Origin of the sequence: Streptomyces sp. NPDC090032, from assembly GCF_044748025.1 — a bacterium.
Classification (GTDB): Bacteria; Actinomycetota; Actinomycetes; order Streptomycetales; family Streptomycetaceae; genus Streptomyces.
This window is the reverse complement of sequence record NZ_JBIVFF010000003.1, coordinates 154,449-168,946: the sequence shown is the minus strand read 5'-3', so window position 1 is coordinate 168,946 and position 14,498 is coordinate 154,449. Positions and strand designations below refer to the sequence as shown.

General features: G+C 70.2%; 18 protein-coding genes and 1 tRNA gene. 17 read left to right on the top strand and 2 right to left on the bottom strand.

Annotation, left to right across the window (positions count from 1 at the left end; genetic code table 11):
* Positions 1–588 precede the first annotated feature (588 nt).
* The gene (locus ACIPWY_RS07780; protein ID WP_393698001.1) at positions 589–1,383 is read left to right on the top strand and encodes an NUDIX domain-containing protein; all 795 of its coding nucleotides are present in this window, start codon (positions 589–591) and stop codon (positions 1,381–1,383) included.
* On the opposite strand, the gene ACIPWY_RS07775 is transcribed toward ACIPWY_RS07780, so the two are convergent.
* On the bottom strand, positions 1,367–2,410 hold the full coding sequence (locus ACIPWY_RS07775) for an XRE family transcriptional regulator (protein WP_393698959.1): 1,044 nt from the start codon (positions 2,408–2,410) through the stop codon (positions 1,367–1,369). The two genes, ACIPWY_RS07780 and ACIPWY_RS07775, sit on opposite strands and share 17 nt — an antisense overlap.
* A 425-nt stretch (positions 2,411–2,835) precedes the next feature.
* Here ACIPWY_RS07775 and ACIPWY_RS07770 point away from each other — a divergent pair, with 425 nt between their 5' ends.
* From ACIPWY_RS07770 to ACIPWY_RS07715, 12 genes are all read left to right on the top strand, one after another.
* A complete protein-coding gene (locus ACIPWY_RS07770; RefSeq protein WP_393697999.1) occupies positions 2,836–3,189 on the top strand; it encodes a hypothetical protein in 354 nt (117 codons plus the stop codon).
* Positions 3,190–3,191: 2 nt separating this feature from the next.
* The gene (locus ACIPWY_RS07765; RefSeq protein WP_393697997.1) at positions 3,192–4,547 is read left to right on the top strand and encodes an FtsK/SpoIIIE domain-containing protein; all 1,356 of its coding nucleotides are present in this window, start codon (positions 3,192–3,194) and stop codon (positions 4,545–4,547) included.
* A gap of 78 nt (positions 4,548–4,625) precedes the next feature.
* On the top strand, positions 4,626–4,829 hold the full coding sequence (locus tag ACIPWY_RS07760; protein ID WP_266669258.1) for a hypothetical protein: 204 nt from the start codon (positions 4,626–4,628) through the stop codon (positions 4,827–4,829).
* Positions 4,829–5,512, top strand: a complete 684-nt coding sequence (locus ACIPWY_RS07755) for a DUF2637 domain-containing protein (protein WP_393698957.1) — start codon at positions 4,829–4,831, stop codon at positions 5,510–5,512. Before ACIPWY_RS07760 ends, ACIPWY_RS07755 begins: the two co-directional genes overlap by 1 nt.
* 19 nt (positions 5,513–5,531) lie before the next feature.
* Entirely contained in the window at positions 5,532–5,723 is a 192-nt protein-coding gene (locus tag ACIPWY_RS07750; RefSeq protein ID WP_351986435.1) for a mobile element transfer protein, read from the top strand.
* An 11-nt stretch (positions 5,724–5,734) separates the two neighbouring features.
* On the top strand, positions 5,735–5,890 hold the full coding sequence (locus tag ACIPWY_RS07745) for a DUF4175 domain-containing protein (protein WP_168528174.1): 156 nt from the start codon (positions 5,735–5,737) through the stop codon (positions 5,888–5,890).
* Between the two features lie 23 nt (positions 5,891–5,913).
* The gene (locus tag ACIPWY_RS07740) at positions 5,914–6,240 is read left to right on the top strand and encodes a SpdD-like protein (RefSeq protein WP_393697993.1); all 327 of its coding nucleotides are present in this window, start codon (positions 5,914–5,916) and stop codon (positions 6,238–6,240) included.
* Positions 6,241–6,332: 92 nt separating this feature from the next.
* Positions 6,333–6,830: a GGDEF domain-containing protein gene (locus ACIPWY_RS07735; protein WP_401532463.1), complete on the top strand. Its 498-nt coding sequence runs from the start codon at positions 6,333–6,335 to the stop codon at positions 6,828–6,830.
* Positions 6,831–6,984: 154 nt separating this feature from the next.
* Positions 6,985–7,170, top strand: coding sequence for a hypothetical protein (locus ACIPWY_RS07730; protein ID WP_356328771.1), 186 nt, complete (start codon positions 6,985–6,987; stop codon positions 7,168–7,170).
* Complete coding sequence (gene repSA / locus ACIPWY_RS07725) at positions 7,163–8,542, top strand: replication initiator protein RepSA (protein WP_393697990.1); 1,380 nt, start codon at positions 7,163–7,165, stop codon at positions 8,540–8,542. The genes ACIPWY_RS07730 and repSA overlap by 8 nt, the downstream gene beginning before the upstream one ends.
* Positions 8,539–8,730, top strand: coding sequence for a helix-turn-helix domain-containing protein (locus ACIPWY_RS07720; RefSeq protein WP_362899519.1), 192 nt, complete (start codon positions 8,539–8,541; stop codon positions 8,728–8,730). The genes repSA and ACIPWY_RS07720 overlap by 4 nt, the downstream gene beginning before the upstream one ends.
* The gene (locus tag ACIPWY_RS07715) at positions 8,730–9,884 is read left to right on the top strand and encodes a tyrosine-type recombinase/integrase (RefSeq protein ID WP_393697988.1); all 1,155 of its coding nucleotides are present in this window, start codon (positions 8,730–8,732) and stop codon (positions 9,882–9,884) included. Before ACIPWY_RS07720 ends, ACIPWY_RS07715 begins: the two co-directional genes overlap by 1 nt.
* A gap of 71 nt (positions 9,885–9,955) precedes the next feature.
* Here the strand turns inward: ACIPWY_RS07715 and ACIPWY_RS07710 are convergent.
* A tRNA-Val gene (locus ACIPWY_RS07710) sits at positions 9,956–10,027 on the bottom strand.
* Between the two features lie 176 nt (positions 10,028–10,203).
* Between ACIPWY_RS07710 and ACIPWY_RS07705 the strand changes: the two genes are divergently transcribed.
* The 4 genes from ACIPWY_RS07705 to dgoD all read left to right on the top strand — a co-directional run bounded on the left by ACIPWY_RS07705 (position 10,204) and on the right by dgoD (position 14,418).
* Positions 10,204–11,604 (top strand): hypothetical protein, encoded by a 1,401-nt coding sequence (locus ACIPWY_RS07705; protein ID WP_393697986.1) that lies wholly within the window; start codon positions 10,204–10,206, stop codon positions 11,602–11,604.
* Between the two features lie 98 nt (positions 11,605–11,702).
* The gene (locus ACIPWY_RS07700) at positions 11,703–12,371 is read left to right on the top strand and encodes a DUF4383 domain-containing protein (protein WP_401532461.1); all 669 of its coding nucleotides are present in this window, start codon (positions 11,703–11,705) and stop codon (positions 12,369–12,371) included.
* A 25-nt stretch (positions 12,372–12,396) separates the two neighbouring features.
* The gene (locus tag ACIPWY_RS07695; protein WP_362899512.1) at positions 12,397–13,194 is read left to right on the top strand and encodes an FCD domain-containing protein; all 798 of its coding nucleotides are present in this window, start codon (positions 12,397–12,399) and stop codon (positions 13,192–13,194) included.
* Positions 13,195–13,272: 78 nt separating this feature from the next.
* The gene (dgoD, locus tag ACIPWY_RS07690; protein WP_401532460.1) at positions 13,273–14,418 is read left to right on the top strand and encodes a galactonate dehydratase; all 1,146 of its coding nucleotides are present in this window, start codon (positions 13,273–13,275) and stop codon (positions 14,416–14,418) included.
* Positions 14,419–14,498: the final 80 nt, after the last annotated feature.

Genomic DNA, 14,498 nt, shown 5'->3' with positions numbered 1-14,498 from the left:
TCGAAGGATGGCTTAGGGGCGAAGATCAGACCAGGTCTAGCGCCTGACACAGGCAGCCGCCATCTCCGGCCTCACCCACCACTCTCCCCAGCTCCCATCCCGTCCGCCGTCGACCCACACGTCTGTGGAGCGGGCGTGGTTCATGGCGTCCAGGTGGAGCGCGCCACTGTACGAACGACCTGGACGCCATGGGCCGCGTCTGCTCGGCTCTGCCTGGGTCGATGGCGGACGGGATGGGAGCCCACCACGCTCGCCACGATGTGCCCGCGGCCGGGAGCGGCGCCCCCTCCACCCCGGTGCCGGCCGATCCCCCGCCGGAGGCATCATCTTGTGCCCGCGGATGGCGTCCCGCCCTTGCCCGCATGCACGCAGCGCGCCGCCGGGCGCGGCCAGCCGGGGCGCAGACAGGAGGCAGGCCGCGCCGCAGAGGCGGCGCGCGCCCGCGCCGTGCGCGGGCCTTGATGAAGTAGAGAAAGTTCTACCGCGCCCTCGGCGATCAGCCGCTCGGCCAACCACTACGGATTCTCGTAGGTGGTCGCTACGCTGGAGCGGACCAGGATCACAGGACGCAGGGAGTGTGCTCACCGGATGGGACCGAAGTCGGAGCGGGTCTACCTCACGATTCGCGAGTGGATCTCGACGGGCAAGTACCAGCCTGGCTCCAAGCTCCCCTCCGAGCGGACTCTCTCGGAAGAGCTGAGCATCGGCCGTACGGCACTTCGCCAGGTCCTCGCCAAGCTCATCGCCGAGGGCGCCATCGAGGTGCACGGCCGTAGCTCGTACCGCGTGCCGGACCGGTCCGTGAGCACTGAGACGCCAACAGACCTGGAGCCGTGGCAGATTCACGGTGAGCGCACGGTGTACGACAACCGTTGGGTGAAGCTCAGCCTGGTGGACGTCGAGCCGCCCGGCGTCGAACGCTTCGAGCATCACGTCGTACGGCTGCACCATGTCGCCATCGCCGCCGTCCTCGACGACCAGGACCGGGTGTTGATGCTCTGGCGGTACCGCTTCGTCCCCGACTCGTTCGGCTGGGAGCTGCCCGGCGGGATCGTCGACGAGGGAGAGGACGCCGCACACGCCGCTCTCCGCGAAGTCGAGGAAGAGACTGGATGGCGGCCGGATGCCCTGGAACACGTGGTCACCTATCAGCCCATGGTTGGCATGGTCGACTCGCCGCACGAGATCTACGTGGGCCAGGGGGCGAAGCTCGTCGGAAAACCGACCGACCTCGAGGAAGCGGGGCATGTTGCCTGGGTGCCTCTCGCGGACATTCCCGGGCTGATGGCCCGCGGTGAGCTCATGGGCTCGGGGACGCTCGTGGCCCTCCTGCACGTGCTCGCCTCACGGGGCGCTGGAGCTGCGCCTACAAGCGCTGCGTGAGGTCTTCGATTCGGCGCCGGTGACGCACTGATCCGGTACGGCTCGCCAGCAGCCGGGCTTGCCTTAGGTGCTCGTGCGCCTGGTCGTACTCGCCGCGCGCCATGTGCGCCTGGGCGAGATCACAGCGCAGTCCCGCCGATGCTCGTATGAAGGTGGGGTCTGCGGAGTCGAGTGCGCCGTACAGGCTTGTCACGGCTTCGTCGTCGCCTATCAGGGCGAGTGCGTTGCCGCGCCATCTGTTGAGGTGTCCTTCGTTCAGAAAGATGCTCAGCATGTCCGCGTCCCTGGCTTCCTCCCCCGGCGGCAGGCATCGCGTCGCGTTTTCCAGTGCCCGCCGGCAGTCGTCCGGCATCCCCGCGCGGGCGCAGATCTCGGCTTCGGCCGCATACAGCCAGGCTGTGAGGCGTGGCGACATTGCCTTGCCGCCGACGCGTTGGGCGTCTCGTATCAGCTGCACCGCGACGGAGGCCCGGCCCGCATCACACAGCACGTACGCCTGCTCGGCCGTGGCATGCGCGAGATACATCGGCTCGTCGGCCTCCTGCGCGGCTCGCTTGCCCAACTCGTAGTGCCGCCATGCTCGTTCGACCGCTCCCACATCAAGCGCCTGCCATGCCGCCAGCGTTGCAGCTCCTGCCAACGCGAGGGCGACCGGGCGCCGAGTCTCGGGGAGTACGGCGAAGGTGAGCGCGTCTTCCAGTTTCGCCAGGTGCCCCGTCATCGGGTCGACAAGGCTCGCGGCCCCCATCTGTCGGTCCATGGTCCTGAACAGTTCGGTCTGATCCATGAATGTCGTCACCATGGTGAGGCTGACGCTGCGGGCTGCGTCGATCCGGCTTATGAGTTCGTCGTACCCATCAGCTGCGGCGGGTACGGCCAACGCCTCTGTTCTGCCGTGCAGTTCGTCGTCCGTGATACCGAGGAGAGCGCGCAGGATCTTCGCGTAGCGGGCTGAGATTGAGCGCCGGCCGTTCTCCCACTCCGAGACGTAGACCCGCAGGCTGGCGGTGGATGCGACGGTGAGCATGTGCTGATGCGCATGGCGTTCGATCTCTCGAACTAACCGCTCCTGCGACCACTCTCGTGCACTCCGTGCCGCCTTGAGTCCGTTCGTCACGTCGCCTCGCCCCGCCTGTGGTTGCCAAGCCCTAACAGCAGCATGCCTCATATCTGCGCAGGTCGTCAGGGGTTAACGAGTCGGCTGTTAACCCCTGTTGGCTACCGAGGCGTTGGAAGAACCGGTTCCCTAGAAGTGTCACAGGGACCGGAGTTGAAGAGCCGGACCAACGACAACGCTTGACATCTGGTGCGCACCAGATGCAATCTTCTGGTGCGCACCAGATTGAAGCGCAAACGCCCGCGGCTTTGCTGCAGGCCACCCGTCAACGCACAGGAGCGGCGACCCACCGCCAAGCAAGTACGCCGCTCCCGCCCCTGAAAGGGAGTTCAATCATGCGTCAGATTCCCGTCGACACAACGAACGCGACCGTGATGGTCGCCAAGGCTCCGCAGCCGAAGGTCAAGGACCGCCGGACCGGTGAGATCGCCCTCGACAAGGACGGCGTCACGCTGATGACCGTGGAGGTCATGTTCTCCACGCCCGACGAGGTGGAGATCCTGAAGCTCACCGTTCCGCAGCCGGGCGTCTCCGAGGACCTGACTATGGGCACCCCGGTCGCCCTGACGGGCCTGGTCGCCTCGGCGTGGGAGAACGAGTTCAACGGGCAGAAGCGCCACGGGATCGCTTTCCGTGCTGTAGCCGTCACCTCGCTCGCTGGCGCTGGCTCGACGTCGAAGGCGGCCTGATCATGACCGCGTTAACGGTCGCCTTGGTGCTGGTCGTCGCTGCCGCAGTCATCCTGCGGTGGCGGCGCCCCGCCTGGTACTGGCTGGCCTTCGGTGCCGCCGTCGCCACGGTCCGGGTCCTGTTCAAGTACACCTCCGTCATGGACGCCTGCGGGCTCACCGTTCCGCCTTCCCGTTGGCGCCTGGCCATCGCCCGCCTCGCCAACCGGCCCGTCCCTGAATCTCGCGCCCCGCGCATCCTGCGGCTTCGCCCCACCCGCACCGGCCTGGTCCTGCGCCTCAAGCTCCGGCCCGGACAGGACGCCTTCGACGTCTCGGCCGCCACGGACCGGCTGCGACACTCCTTCGCCATGTACGGCGTGACCTCCCGTGAACTGCGCTCGGGCGTGGTCGAGGTCCGGATGACCGGCTACGACGTCCTCAAGCGGGTTCACATGCCTGCGAAGACCGATCTGGCTCCGATGCGGGTTCCGGTAGCGCTGCGCGAGGACGGGGCGGTGCACTACCGCGACTACCGGGCCCTCCCCCACGGGCTCACGCTCGGCGCCACGGAGTCGGGCAAGTCCGTCTACCAGCGGAACCTGGTCGCCGGCCTCGCCCCGATGGATGTTGCTCTGGTCGGGATCGACTGCAAGCAGGGCGTCGAACTCTTCCCACTGGCCCGCCGGTTCTCCGCGCTCGCCGACAACCCTGACACCGCCCTCGACCTCCTCGAAGCCCTCGTCTCCCACATGGCGGACGTCTACCAGGTGATCCGGGCCGAGCAGCGGATCACGGTCAACGTGCCGGATGCTGAGATCGCCGCCGATATCTGGAACCTGCCTGATCACCTGCGCCCGACGCCGATCGTGGTCCTGGTCGACGAGGTCGCCGAACTCGCTCTCTTCGCCACGAAGGACGAGGAGAAGCGCCGGGACCGCATCATCACCGCCCTGGTCCGCCTCGCCCAGCTCGGGCGGGCTGCCGGGATCTATCTGGAGATCTGCGGGCAGCGCTTCGGGTCCGAACTCGGCAAGGGCATCACGATGCTCCGGGCACAGCTCACCGGCCGCACCGCCCACCGCGTCAACGACGAATCCTCCGCCAACATGGCCTTCGGCGACATCGCCCCGGACGCCGTCCTCGCCGCGATCCAGATCCCGACCGAGACTCCCGGCATCGCCGTGACCGGCGACTCCTCCGGCGGCTGGGCCCGCATCCGCGCCCCTCACACCACGCTGCGCCAGGCCGTGAACCTCTGCAACAAGCACGCTGGCCGCACCCCGGACCTGCCCGCGCTGGCGCCCTTCCGGCCCGTCGTCGGCACCCCGGCCCCGGCCTCCGAGCCGCTGGCCAAGGCCGCTCCCGCGACCGTCTGACCCCTCCCGCTCCTGGTCGGCGCGACCGTCTCGCGCCAGGTCCCTACCCCCTCCATGCCGGAAGGAAGGAACGCCCCCATGTGTGAGCACATCGAGGACTTCCACCGCACCGTGCTGATGCTCGGCGCCCTTGCCCTCTACGCGGACACGCCCGGCGCCGACGACCTGTTCATCGACACCATCGGCCCATCGCTTGCCGCGTCGCTGCCCGAGCCCCCGCCGGGCATGTTCCCGCCTGGCTACGACCCCACCAACGGCCCCGAATACCCCGGCGGCGCATGATGGCCCGCCCCGCGTTCCGCGTGGACGCCGTCCTCGTCCAGGCCGTCATCGCCGGAGCCCTCTCCTTCGCCCACCTCCACGAGCTCGCCGACGCCGCCGGACAGACCGGCTGGAAGGGCTGGGCCTACCCCATCTCCGTGGACCTGCTCCTCGTCGCTGCATGGCGACGGCTCCGCGCGGACGGACCGTCCCGGCTGGCCTGGTGCTGGTTCCTCATCGCCCTGGTCGCCTCGCTCGGCGCCAACGTCGCCACCGCCGGATTCCTCGACCTCGCCCACCCACCGGCCTGGCTGCGCTTCGGCATCGCCGGATGGCCCGCCCTCGCCTTCCTCGGCGGAACGCTCCTCGCCCACTCCCACAGCTCCAAGGACCCGGAGCCTCTTCGGCCGGCGCCTGACGCCCCGGCCCCCACGGCGGAGGTCACGCCGGAACCCGTCCCCGCAGCGCTGCCGGAGCCCGCTCCCATCGCCGCCGCTGCCGAGGACACCCCCGCCCTCGCCCCCGCGGCCCCGCCTGCGGTGCCGTCCAGTCCGCCGGTCCCGACCGCCCTGGTCGACCACGCCCGCAAGCTCGCCGCCGACCACCACACCCGCACCGGCGCCCCGATCGACACCGACACCCTCCGCGCCCGCCTCGGCGTCCCGCCCCAGCTCGCTGACGCCATCGCCGCCCAACTCACCTGATCCGAAGGGAAAACCCGTCATGCCTGCCCGCGACCACTTCCACTCCGTGATGCGGATCGGCCCCGTGCAGATCGGCACCCACCGCGACCGCCACGGCCACACCAAACACGCCGCCGTGTGCACCAACGACCGCTGCGGCTGGTCCGCCCACTACTCCAGCCAGTCGGCCGCCCAGCTCGCCGCCCGCACCCACCGCTGCACCGCCCGCTGAGGAGACACCCCGTGCAGGTCCCGCTCTGGCTCGCTTTGATCGTCGTCGGCTGGCTCGGCGTCAAGCTCATCCGCCCGCCCTGGTGGCTCGTAGCCGTCCTACTCCTTGGCGGCTACCTCCTCGCCGACAGCCTGCTCGCCCCCGCCATCGACACCGCCGTCAAGTAACCACCCACGAAAGGAGATCCACCATGTTCCGGCCCAAGGTCCCGACCATGCCCCAACCCACCGGCCACATCACCCCGCCCGTGGTCGTCGAGCCGACCGCAGTCATCCCGCAGAGTCCGCAGCGCTTCGCGCCCGCCCCGGCCGTCTCTGCGGCTTCAGTCCCGGCGCGGCCGGCCGTGCAGCTCACCCCCGGCGCCGTCATCGCCCTCGTCGGCAGCGGGACCGCCGTGGTCCTGGTCGTCGGCGCAGTCCTGGTCTCGATGCTCCTCGCGGTCGCCATCACCGGCGCATCCGTCGCCATCTGCGCCCTGGTCATCCGCTCGCTCAGCACCGCACAGATACGCCGCTGAAAACACGCTTTCCGGCAGTGCACAAGCCGCCAAGCACCGCCGCTGACCGGACGGCCCCGCTCAACCTCCAACCGCAGCAAAGGAGATCCCCCGTGGACACGCACGCGCTCGCCTTAGCCCTGCCCCTGATCGGCTGGGCCGCCCACTCCGGGCTGCTGACCCAACGCCTGGCCACCGCCCGTCGCGACCCGCTGACAGGCCTACACACCCGCGCCGGATGGACTGCCCGTGCTCAGCGCACCATCCGCCGGCACCGCGACGCCCTGGTCCTCCTGATCGACCTGGACGACTTCAAGTCCCTCAACGACACCCACGGCCACGCCGCCGGTGACGCCGCCCTCGCCGTAGCAGCGTCCCGCCTCACCGACTGGTGCGGACGTCACGGTGTCGCAGGCCGCCTCGGAGGAGACGAGTTCGTCGCCGTCGCCACCCGCCGGCACGGCGAGCCCGGCATCGGTGAGCTGATCCGGGACCTGAACCGCCCGTTCACGCATCACGGCCAGACCCTCCCCCTGGCCGCGTCGGTCGGCATCTGCCACCTGGCCGACCTGCCCCACCGTGCGCTGCCGGACGCCCTTCACCGTCGCTGATGCCGCCATGTACGCGGCCAAGGGGCATCCCGGCCGCCGCGGACCCCGCCCCGCCTCTCACTGACCGGCCTCCGGGCGGCGCACAAGCCGCCAAGCATCGCCGCCGCCCGGACGGTCCGGCCCCTTCCAACCGCAATCGAAAGGAACCCCAAGCATGGCGCACCACACCCGCCCGCCGTCCCGGATCTGCCCGAACTGCGACGGCTTCGCCTCCGCCGCCATCACCCTCGGCGGCCGCGACCGGAACGGCCACCTGCGGACCATCACCGCCCACTGCACGGCCTGCCACGGCACCGGCGCGGCACACCGCTCGCCTGTCCGGGAGGGTGCCCGTGTCTGACGCGCTCCTCGACCCGACCACCCTCGGCGACCTGCTGAGGGTGGCCTCGGCCGACGACTTCGACCGCTGGCACGAGCAGATCCGCCGAACCGGCGGCTGCGCCGACCCGATTCACCTCACCGGCTGGACCCTCAGCAAGGACAAGACGACCGGCGAGACCCTGCACCACTACTCGACCGAGAGTGAGCCGGGCGGACGCCTCCGCCTCGCCTGCGGCAACCGCCGCGCCTCCCGCTGCCCCTCCTGCGCCTGGACCTACGCGGGCGACACCTACCACCTCATCCGCGCGGGCCTGGCCGGAGACGACAACCGGGACATCCCCTCCACGGTCCGCGACCACCCCCGCGTCTTCGCCACCCTCACCGCCCCGTCCTTCGGCCCCGTACACAACCGCCCCGACCGAGACATCTGCCGCTGCGGCACCCACCACCCCGCCGCCGACCCCGCGCTCGGCACGGCACTCGATCCGGAGACGTACGACTACGCCGCCGCCGTCCTGTTCAACAACCACGCGGGCGACCTCTGGCAGCGCTTCACCAACCGGCTCCGCCGCGAGATCGCCGCCCGCGCCGGCCTCTCCCAACGCGAACTGAAGGAAGCGGCCCGCCTCTCCTACGGCAAGGTCGCCGAGTTCCAGAAGCGCGGCGCCCTGCATTTCCATGCCGTAATCCGCATCGACGGCCAAGACGGCCCCGAAACCCCGCCGCCGTCCTGGGCCACGGTCACGCTCCTCACCGACGCGATCCACGCAGCTGCCTCGCACAGCTACACATCGGTGTCCGTCCCGGCCGCCGCCGACCAACCGGCCCGCACGTTCCGCTGGGGCACCCAGCTCGACGTACGCCCCGTCAAGGCCTTCGGCGACGGCTCCGACATCACCGAGCAGGCCGTCGCCTCCTACGTCGCCAAGTACGCCACCAAGGCCGCCGAGAACACCGGCACCCTCGACCGCCGCATCGGCGAACTCGCCGAACTCGACCGCCACCAGATCCCCGACCACACCCGCCGGCTGATCGAGGCATGCAAGCAGCTCGATCCGCTCTACCCCGAACGGCGGCTGTGGGCCTGGGCTCACATGCTCGGCTTCCGCGGCCACTTCTCCTCCAAGTCCCGCCGCTACTCCACCACCCTCGGCGAACTCCGCCAGGCCCGCGCCGACTTCCGCGCCGCGCAGGAACGCCAAGCCCTCGGCCTGGACGACCGCGAGCCGGACACCGTCCTCGTCCTGGCCGACTGGCAATACGCCGGCCATGGCCACACCCCCGGCGAATCCGCCCTCGCCGCCACCATCGCCCGGAACCTCCAGCGGAACCGCGAGACCGCACGCGAAGCCTTGCAAGACCAACGAGCTCTGGAAGGGGCCACAGCATGACGTCCACCACTGCCACGGAACTCCTCACCGTGAAAGAGACCATGGCGCGGCTCAGGTACGGACGCTCGAAGGTCTACGACCTGATCCGCTCGAAGCGTCTCGTCTCCATCACGGAAGGTCGCTGCCGCCGCATTCCCGAGAGCGCTGTTCAGGACTACATCCGCGACCGGATCGAGGAAGCTGCCTGATGGCCGCTCAGCGCAAGCGGAATCCCAACGGCGCGGGCACGATCACCAAGCGCAAGGACGGGCGCTATCAGGCAGCGGTCTACGTCCTGCAGCCGGACGGCACCCGCGCCCGTAAGTTCGCCTACGGCCAGACTTGGCAGGAGTGCGACACCAAGCGCCGTGAACTCCTCGCCAAGGTCGCCTCCGGGGTCCCGGTGCCCACAAAGTCGGCCAGGCTTGCCGACTGGTTGCCGTACTGGCTGGAGAACGTCATCAAGCCGCGGCGCAAGCGCACGACGTACGCCAAGTACGAGGTGCACGTTCGCCTTTACCTGGTGCCGATGCTCGGTACGAAGCAGCTCGAATCGCTGAGCGTCGCCGATGTCCGTCGCTTCCTCAACCGAATGGAGCGAGAGGCGACCGCGGCAACCGCCAAGGAGTCGCACAAGGTTCTGCGCTCGGCCCTGTCGGCTGCCTGCCGCGAGGAGCTGATCACGCGCAACGTCGTGTCGCTCGTCGAACCGCCCCAGGTCGAGTCGCGGGACCTGTCGCCCTGGTCGCTGGACGAGACCCTCGACTTCCTCACTGCGGCTCGCAAGGACCCGCTCTACGCCGCATTCATGCTCGCCATCGCGCTCGGCTTCCGTCGGGGCGAGATCGTTGGTCTGCGATGGCAGGACGTCGACCTCGAGAAGCGCGTCATCCGGGTCCGGAAGCAACGACAGCGCGTCGGCGGGGAAGCGTACGACGATGATCCGAAAGGGCGTCGGCGCAAGCAGTCTCTACCGCTTCCCGCGATCTGCGTGGCACCCCTCCGGTGGCAGCGTCTGCGACAGGCGGCTGTGCGCGAGCGTGCCGGCGCTGGTTGGGTGGAGAGCGACTACGTCTTCACGACACGCACCGGTCGGCCGATCGAGCCGCGGAATGTGTACCGCTCGTTCACCCGGGTTGCCGCGAGCGCCGGGCTCCGCGTGATCCGGCTGCATGACGCCCGGCACGGCACCGCGACCCTGCTCACTGCGGCCGGCGTGGCGCCTCGCGTCGTGATGGAGATCCTTGGGCACAGTCAGATCGCGGTCACCATGAACGTCTACACGCACGTCGTCCAGGACACGCAGCGCGAGGCGGTCAGCCACATGGATCGGCTGCTCAGAAGGCGGCTCGACCGTGAGTGACCATGGGCGTTGATGTCAGCCCTGGATGTCAAAGACCCCCAGCCGAGAACGGTTGGGGGTCTTTTCCCAGGTGGGCGCGGACGGTTTCGAACCGCCGACATCTGCCTTGTAAGGGCAGCGCTCTACCACTGAGCTACGCGCCCGGGATGATTCGACAGCCTACCTTGCCCGTGGCGGTACCCCGCAAACCCGTATCGTCCGGCAAAGTCCCGGGGCCCAGAGCGAACTATCCGGCCCGTGTGTTCGTCATTAACCGGTGGGAGAATGACAGCGGGCAGGGCGGATGAGGGCACGGGCGAGGGCAGCACGGGAGAGGGTAGTGACGGCGACACCACCGATGCGGCCGTACGCGTCATCGATGCGACCGTATGCGTCGTCGATGCGACCGCGTGCCGCGCTTCGCGATCTGCTCGGGCTCGTCCTGCTTCCGCTGCCTCTCATCGCCGTGGCCGTCGCCGCGGCACCGGCCGCGTTCGCCGGGGGTGGCACCCGGCGCTGGTTCGGGCGCGGGGAAAGCCAGCGGGCGGAGGCGCAGGCCGCCAAGGACGCCGCCGCGGCCGCGTTCTACGAACTCGACACCGCCCAGCGCGATCTGCGGATCTCCATCGAGACCATCACGGCGGTCGACGACTCGCCCGCCGCGCGCCGCACCGTCTCCGACTTCGAGGCCCTCGGCCGGCGGATCGACGAGGCCAGCCTGCAGTACATCACCGCCGTGGATGCGCACGACCTCGACCGGGACGGCCTGGAGGCCTCGGTCGCCTCTCGGGCGCGCGCCGAGCTGAGCCGGGCCAAGGACGAGCTGACCAAGGTGAAGCTGGACCTCGACCGGTTCTCGCAGGGCCTCGGGCCGCTGCTCGGGAAGGCCGAGACGCAGCTGGCTCGGCTGGCCCCCGCCGTCGAGCGGGCGCGCCAGGCGCTCCTCGCGGCGAGCAATTCCCTGGACGCCGTGCGCGGCGCCGGACTCAAGGCCGACGATCTCGCCGCCCGCCTCGCCGCCCTCGGCCCCGAGCTCACCCGGCTCAACCAGGGCGCGGGACAGCACGGCGTGCCGGAGACCCTGGAGCGCGCCGAGCGGGTCGCCCGGGATGCCGAAGCCGTGCGGGCCGAGGCCCAGCGGCTGCCGGAGCGCGCTGCCGAGATCGATCGCCGCCTCGTCTCGCTGCGAACCCGCGCGCAGGCCCTGACGACGCGGGCCGGGCAGGTCGAGCCCGTCCTGAGCGAGCTGCGCAGACGGTTCACGGCCCCCTGCTGGCAGGACCTCCAGCACGTGCCGGAGCGCGCCGCGGAGAACGTACGGCAGGCGGAGCGGAAGCTGGCCGAGGCGCGTACGGCGCGGGACGAGCAGCGCTGGCCGGACGCGACGTCGCTCCTGTCGACGGTCCGGGCTCTGCTGAACACGACGGACGAGGACGTGTCCGCCGCCTCCGACCGGCTGCACCGGCTGAACGCCGTGGCGAAGGACCCGCAGCAGGAGATCGACCGGACGCGGTTCGCCATCCGGGACGCGCAGCGACTCGCCATGTCGGGGCGCAGCACACCCGAGCCCCGGCACGCTCGCCCCCTCGACGACTCCGTGGCCCGTCTGGACCGCGCCGTCGCCGCTCTCGAGGGGCGCCACCCCGACTACTGGCACTTCCTCACGGAGACGGAGGCCGTCCGGCAGACGGTCACTCGCGTCGTCGCGCAGATCAGGGAAGAACGCGGCGCCCCCTCCTGAGCCACCACGCTCCTGCGTGGCCTCCGTGCCCCGTCCCTGTTGGCGCCCTCGGGGCTACGGGCGGATCCTTGAGATACGTACGTGCAAGGGAGGCGAGCATGGCCACGCATGTACCCGAAATCCGCCCAGCTCCCCGGCTCCGGCATCCGCGTGTCGTTCTCGACGATCATCTGCCCGTCGACCACGGACTGAGCAAGGTCTACCGGATAGGCGCGGGCCTGATGGGGCTCGTGCTGGTCGCGTTCGGCATCCTGGGACTCATCGACCAGATCGGATTCTTCGACACCGGCGGCGACAAGGTCGCCGGCCTGAACACCAACGGTGCCCTCAGCGTCCTGTCGATCCTCTTCGGCGCCCTGCTGTTCGCCGGCATGGTCATCGGACGGAACGTCGCCTCGACGATCAACATGACCGTCGGCATCCTGTTCATCCTCAGCGGCTTCGTGAACCTCGCCCTGCTCCAGACCGACTACAACTTCCTCGCGTTCAAGATCCAGAACGTTCTGTTCAGCTTCGTGGTCGGCGTGATGCTCATGGCCTTCGGAATGTACGGGCGCGTCAGCGGAACGCTGCCGCACGACAACCCGTACTGGCGTGCGCGCCACCCGGAAACCGCCGCCCGCGAGGAGCGCGCCCGCGCCGCCCGGCATCCGCACGCCACCCCTGAGGTCGCCAAGGCACCCGGGACGACCGGGACCACCGGGACCAGCGGGACCACCACCAAGATCACTGATGGGCCCGGCCCGCCGAGAATAATTGATAAATAACTGGCCCGCGTGCGAGGCTGCCCCCATGACGCGCAAGGACAGGGGCAGCCCGAGCCGGGACAGCACGGGCACGGGCACGGACAGCACGGGCCCGGACGGCACGCCGGGGGTCTCGTACACCGGGCGCGGCGTCCACCGGGTCGTCGTGGAGGCGCTCGCCCGGCGGATCTTCGACGGGACGTACGCGGAGGGGGATCTCCTCGATCTGCCGGGGCTGATGGCCGAGCTGGACGTCAGCCAGACCGTCCTGCGCGAGGCGATCAAGGTGCTGACCACGAAAGGCCTGCTGGACGCCCGGCAGAAGCGGGGAACGTTCGTGCGCCCGCGCGACGACTGGAACCTCCTCGACAGTGACGTCCTGCGCTGGACGATCGACTCCGGCGCGCCCGGCGCCTTCTTCACCGATCTCCTTGAGCTGCGCCGCGCCGTCGAGCCCGCCGCGGCCGCGCTCGCCGCGCTGCACCGCACGGACGCGGATCTCGCCGCCCTCGACGCGGCACTCAGCGCGATGGCCGCCGCCGAGCAGACGCCCGTCATGACCGGCCCCGTCATGACCGACAGCGACCCCGTCCTCGCCGTGCGGGCGGACGCCTCCTTCCACACGGCTCTCCTCACCGCCTCCGGCAACCCCTTCTTCGCGCAGATGCGGCGCGTCATCATCCCGGCCCTGGTCCTACGGGACCGGCTCGTGCACGCCGGACGGCACGAGCACCCGCTGCCCGCCCACGCCCTGGTCGCCGACCGCGTCCGCGCGCGGGACCAGGACGGCGCGTACGCGGCGATGCTCGAAGTGATCGAACTGTCCCGGCGCGGCCATCCCTGACACCTCGCCCCCGTCTCGCCCCGCCCTCGTAACACCCCGGGAGGGGACCCCTACGTACACCCCGAGAGGAACCCCTACGTGAAGATCGCCCGCATCGAGACCTTCCTCGCCCCGCCCCGCTGGATGTTCGTCCGCGTGGAGACGGACGAAGGGGTCGTCGGCTGGGGCGAGCCCGTCGTCGAGGGGCGTGCGGAGCCCGTGCGGGCCGCCGTCGAGGTGCTCGCCGAGTATCTGGTCGGCCAGGACCCGCTGCGCATCGAGGACCACTGGCAGGTCATGACCAAGGGCGGCTTCTACCGCGGCGGTCCGGTCCTGTCCTCCGCCGTCGCCGGGCTCGACCAGGCGCTGTGGGACATCAAGGGCAAGACGTACGGACAGCCGGTGCACCAGTTGCTCGGCGGTCCTGTGCGTGAGCGGATCCGCGCGTACGCCTGGGTGGGAGGCGACGAGCCGAGCGAGGTCAGGGACGCGGTGAGCGCCCAGGTCGAGGCCGGGTTCACGGCAGTGAAGATGAACGGCAGCGGGCGCATGACACCGCTCGCCACCCGCGAGGAGGTCCGCGCGTGCCTGCTGCGCGCGGAGACGGCCCGTGAAGTCCTGGGCGACGAACGGGACTTCGCGCTCGACTTCCACGGCCGCGTCTCCCCCGCGAACGCCCGCCGGCTGCTTCCTCTGCTCGCCGAGTACGCGCCCCTGTTCGTCGAGGAGCCCGTCCTCTCCGACCACATGCAGGCCGTCCCCGACCTGGTGAACGCGTCCAACATCCCGATCGCGCTCGGTGAACGGCTCTTCACCCGGCGGGAGTTCCACGTCCCGCTCGAAGCCGGCGTCGCCGTGGTGCAGCCCGACATCTCGCACGCGGGCGGCATCTCCGAGCTGCGCCGCATCGCCGCGCTCGCCGAGATGTACGGGGCTCACATCGCGCCGCACTGCCCGCTCGGCCCCGTGGCCCTCGCCGCGAGCCTCCAAATCGCCTTCACCACACCGAACTTCCTCATTCAGGAGCAGTCGATCGGCATCCACTACAACAAGGACGCCGAGCTCCTCGACTACGTCACCGACCGCGAGCCGTTCCGTTTCGTCGCGGGATCGCTGCTGCGCACGGAACGGCCCGGCCTCGGGGTCGACATCGACGAGGCGGCCGTACGCGCGGCCGACGCCAAGGGCCACGCCTGGCGCAACCCCGTGTGGCGCTACGAGGACGGCTCGTTCGCCGAGTGGTGACGGACCCTGCGGGAACTCTGCCGACCGCCCCACGACACGCCTCACCGACCACACGGCCCACCAACCCACGCCCCACGCAA

Excerpts from the sequence above, each read along its gene's own strand:
- ACIPWY_RS07760 (WP_266669258.1), top strand. The coding sequence starts at position 4,626 with ATGTGTGAGCACATCGAGGACTTCCACCGCACCGTGCTGATGCTCGGC.
- ACIPWY_RS07700 (WP_401532461.1), top strand. The coding sequence starts at position 11,703 with ATGGCCACGCATGTACCCGAAATCCGCCCAGCTCCCCGGCTCCGGCAT.
- ACIPWY_RS07765 (WP_393697997.1), top strand. The coding sequence starts at position 3,192 with ATGACCGCGTTAACGGTCGCCTTGGTGCTGGTCGTCGCTGCCGCAGTC.
- ACIPWY_RS07750 (WP_351986435.1), top strand. The coding sequence starts at position 5,532 with ATGCCTGCCCGCGACCACTTCCACTCCGTGATGCGGATCGGCCCCGTG.
- ACIPWY_RS07720 (WP_362899519.1), top strand. The coding sequence starts at position 8,539 with ATGACGTCCACCACTGCCACGGAACTCCTCACCGTGAAAGAGACCATG.
- ACIPWY_RS07695 (WP_362899512.1), top strand. The coding sequence starts at position 12,397 with ATGACGCGCAAGGACAGGGGCAGCCCGAGCCGGGACAGCACGGGCACG.
- ACIPWY_RS07780 (WP_393698001.1), top strand. The coding sequence starts at position 589 with ATGGGACCGAAGTCGGAGCGGGTCTACCTCACGATTCGCGAGTGGATC.
- ACIPWY_RS07775 (WP_393698959.1), bottom strand. The coding sequence starts at position 2,410 with ATGCTCACCGTCGCATCCACCGCCAGCCTGCGGGTCTACGTCTCGGAG.
- ACIPWY_RS07715 (WP_393697988.1), top strand. The coding sequence starts at position 8,730 with ATGGCCGCTCAGCGCAAGCGGAATCCCAACGGCGCGGGCACGATCACC.
- ACIPWY_RS07740 (WP_393697993.1), top strand. The coding sequence starts at position 5,914 with ATGTTCCGGCCCAAGGTCCCGACCATGCCCCAACCCACCGGCCACATC.
- ACIPWY_RS07770 (WP_393697999.1), top strand. The coding sequence starts at position 2,836 with ATGCGTCAGATTCCCGTCGACACAACGAACGCGACCGTGATGGTCGCC.
- ACIPWY_RS07755 (WP_393698957.1), top strand. The coding sequence starts at position 4,829 with ATGGCCCGCCCCGCGTTCCGCGTGGACGCCGTCCTCGTCCAGGCCGTC.
- ACIPWY_RS07730 (WP_356328771.1), top strand. The coding sequence starts at position 6,985 with ATGGCGCACCACACCCGCCCGCCGTCCCGGATCTGCCCGAACTGCGAC.